This window comes from Rhizobium ecuadorense, from assembly GCF_001187535.1.
Classification (GTDB): domain Bacteria; phylum Pseudomonadota; class Alphaproteobacteria; order Rhizobiales; family Rhizobiaceae; genus Rhizobium; species Rhizobium ecuadorense.
Genome location: NZ_LFIO01000651.1, coordinates 1 through 227 on the forward strand (window position 1 = coordinate 1; position 227 = coordinate 227).

General features: G+C 64.3%; 1 pseudogene. It reads left to right on the forward strand.

What is annotated here, in order from left to right:
- Positions 1-227, forward strand: a pseudogene (locus AF337_RS12730) (oxidoreductase); the annotation flags it as partial.

Genomic DNA, 227 nt, shown 5'->3' on the forward strand with positions numbered 1-227 from the left:
GCCTTTCCGATGCCGGCCCTGGTATCGGTCGATGAAGCCGCCCGGGAGATTGCTGCCGGATTGAAATCGCAGGCCTTCGAGATCACTTTCCCGAAGCGCTTCACCACCATGCTGAAGCTCGCCCGCCTGCTCCCTTATGGCGCTTATTTCACGCTGGTGAACCGCGTGACCGGCTGGCGGGAGCGGCCGCCATTGCCTGGTCACCATCCGGTGACGCCGCATGCGGC